We start from the raw sequence: 3,253 nt of genomic DNA, 5'->3' as shown, positions 1-3,253 counted from the left end.
CCTCTAGAGATGAGACAAACCGTGATCACAAGAGAAACGATAGAGAAGCCTCTGTGGGAGGATATACAGCTACTGATCGGCCGAGACCTGCTGGAGGTACTTGACCGTGCTGCCGAGGAGACCGGCGTAGAGATACGCCTCATCGGCGGAGCGGTGCGCGACCTGATCATCGACCGCCCGACGACGGATCTGGACTTTGTCCTCGAGGGCGACTGCGAGCGGGTCGCCGACCGGATCTCTGAGCTGCTGGGGAAGGGATCACAGGCCACTGTATTCCGGAACTTCCGCACCGCTCAGGTAAAGTACCGTGGTCGGGAGCTCGAGTTTGTCGGCGCTCGGCGAGAGAGCTACACAGAGTCATCACGGAAGCCTGAGGTGATGGAGGGGACCTTTGCCGAGGACGAGGCGCGGCGCGACTTCACGATCAATGTGCTCTCCGTCACCGTCACCGGTCCCGATGCGGGGACACTTCACGACCCCTACGACGGGCTGAGAGACCTCAGCATGGGGATCATCCGCACGCCACTTGATCCGGACATCACCTTCTCGGACGACCCGCTCCGGATGATGCGGGCGGTTCGCTTTGCCGCACAGCTCCGTTTTACCATTCCCCCGGATATGCTTGCCGCTATTCGGCGAAATGCCGACCGACTGAGGATCGTCTCAGCGGACCGGATAGAGGGGGAGTTTATGAAGATCATGGCCAGCCGCAAGCCCTCCGTTGGGCTCGACCTGATGTATCGCACCGGGCTGATGGACATTTACCTCCCTGAGGTGTCGGCACTGCAGGGGGTCGAGACGCAGGACGGCGTGGGACATAAGGACAACTTCTACCACACCCTCCAGGTTGTGGACAATGTAGCCGAGCGATCTGAGTCCATCCGACTGAGGATGGCGGCGCTCTTCCACGACATCGGCAAGCCGCGGTCGAAGCAATTTGTCCGGGGCGGCTGGACCTTCCACAACCACGACTACCTGGGACAGCGGATGCTGCCCAAGATATTCCGCAGGGCAAAGTTTCCCACCGACGAGCGGCTGAAGTATGTGCGGAAGATGGTCTCCCTCCACATGCGCCCCGCTCAGCTGGCGGACGACGGCGTGACCGACTCGGCGGTGAGACGGCTGCTCTTCGATGCCGGTGACGATATCGAGGATCTAATGCTGCTCTGCGAGAGCGACCTGACGAGCAAAAATCCGCGTAAGGTGGAGAGGTATCTCAATAACTTCGCCATCGTCCGGGAGAAGCTCAAGGAGATCGAGGAGAAGGATCGGATCCGAAACTTCCAGCCCCCCGTCGACGGGCGGGAGATTATGGACCTCTACGGACTGGAGCCCTGCTCCGCCGTGGGACAGATCAAGGAAGCGATCAAGAATGCGATCCTCGACGGTCTGATCCACAACGACCGTCAGGAGGCACTGAAGTATATGGAGCAGTGGGCGTCCGATGAGCTGGGACTCACCCCGCAGAAGCCCCTGCCCCTCGAGTGACGATGTGATGATGAGGAGAAGCGATGAGGATCTGATGCGCGAGGCGCTGAGGGAGGCGGAGCAAGCACGCGAGGAGGGCGAAGTGCCGATCGGTGCCGTAGTGGTCTCGCCGGATGGGGAGATCATCGGTCGGGGACACAATCAGACCGAGGGGCTGAGGGATGTGACGGCGCATGCGGAGATGATCGCCCTCACGTCTGCACAGGGACACCTGGGTGCTAAGCTCCTCACCGACTGTACCCTCTACGTCACCATAGAGCCCTGCATCATGTGTGCCGGGGCGATCCGCTGGTGCCGCCCGGCGCGCCTCGTCTGGGGCGCCGATGAGCCGAAGTTCGGCTTCACCACTGTCAGCCGGGAGATCCTTCACCCCAAGACCGAGGTCACCTCCGGCATCCTTGCGGACGACTGTCGGGAGCTGATGTCCCGCTTCTTCCGTGAGCGACGGTAACCATCCCACATTGTGTGATATACCGTGGGCAAAGACCAACCACCACGGCAGGGAGTCAACGTCTCATACGGTAGGGCTGACGCGTCTGAGACTTGTCCATCAGCAGCGTGACCGGATCCGCAAGGATGTCCGCTCCCTAAGCATCAGCCTTTCTGACGGGCATCAGATCCTTTACTGTAAGGCTCAAGCGCCTCAGCCCTGCGCCCCCAAACTAAACCCGGGTTTAGACTTCACCGAAGTCTATCCAGCTCGATACGATACTCCCCGGCGCCGAGGATGCCCTCTTCCTAACTCTGAGTGCGACCCGCAAAGGGTCGAGGTCTGGGATTAATTCTCAGCCGTCGGTCAGGGATCTCGAGAAATAGAGGTATCTTTACCCTATAAGGATCGTTGCACGATACCTCGTCATCGGTGTGATCATGTAGAGTGTGGCCGGGTCAGCTCAGTCTGCTTTCTCGCCTCTCTCTTAGCTCCGAAGATCGGGTCCCTCTCCTCTCCTGCAAGGGTCTACCATAAGCAATCCTACCATAAGATGAAGAGACTTTTTCTACCCCTACTTGTGCTTCTCACTCTGTCTTTGCCGGGTCAGGGTCAGAAGCTCCACCCGATCGCAGGCTATGAGTATGGCACTGCAGTCGCCCCTGATGGCTCCGAGTGGGAGGCGCCTGAGCGCCTGGGGCTCAATAGAGAGCAGCCGGCGGCCTACTTCTTCTCCTACAGGAGTGTGGAGGCGGCCCGGCAGTATCTCCCGGAGACGCCGGGCACGTACTACAGGTCGCTCGACGGTGCGTGGAGATTTCACTGGGTCGGCAATCCCGGTGAGCGACCGATGGACTTCTACCGACCGGGGTATGACGTCTCCGGCTGGGATGAGATCAGCGTACCCTCCTGCTGGAATGTGGCGGGGATCCAGCCCAACGGCTCACTGAAGTACGGCACGCCGATCTACTGCAATCAGCCTTACATCTTCAAGCACACGGTCGCGCCCGGCGACTGGAAGGGCGGAGTGATGCGCACTCCCCCGACCGACTGGACCACCTATAAGGATAGAAACGAGGTGGGCTCGTATCGGCGGGACTTCACAGTCCCGGCAGACTGGGGCGGTCGAAGGGTGGAGCTCCACTTCGATGGGGTCAATTCGTTTTTCTACCTCTGGATCAATGGTAAGTACGTGGGATTCAGCAAGGACTCACGCTCCACTGCCACCTTCGACATCACCGACTACCTCCGTAAGGGGGTGAATACGGTGGCTGTGGAGGTGTACCGATCGAGCGACGGCTCCTTCCTGGAGGCGCAGGATATGTGGCGCCTGCC

Annotated in this window: 3 protein-coding genes; all 3 read left to right on the top strand. The window is 60.1% G+C overall.

The window, feature by feature from the left end; genetic code table 11:
* The first annotated feature begins 9 nt into the window (after positions 1-9).
* Entirely contained in the window at positions 10-1,488 is a 1,479-nt protein-coding gene (locus tag Q0F21_RS06635) for an HD domain-containing protein (protein WP_297238496.1), read from the top strand.
* Between the two features lie 7 nt (positions 1,489-1,495).
* Positions 1,496-1,939, top strand: coding sequence for a nucleoside deaminase (locus Q0F21_RS06630; protein ID WP_297238494.1), 444 nt, complete (start codon positions 1,496-1,498; stop codon positions 1,937-1,939).
* Positions 1,940-2,471: 532 nt separating this feature from the next.
* The coding region (locus Q0F21_RS06625; RefSeq protein WP_363282731.1) for a sugar-binding domain-containing protein at positions 2,472-3,253 on the top strand (782 nt) is incomplete at its 3' end.

Source organism: uncultured Porphyromonas sp. (genome assembly GCF_934359325.1).
Taxonomy (GTDB): Bacteria; Bacteroidota; Bacteroidia; order Bacteroidales; family Porphyromonadaceae; genus Porphyromonas_A.
This window is presented reverse-complemented; position numbering and strand designations above follow the sequence as displayed.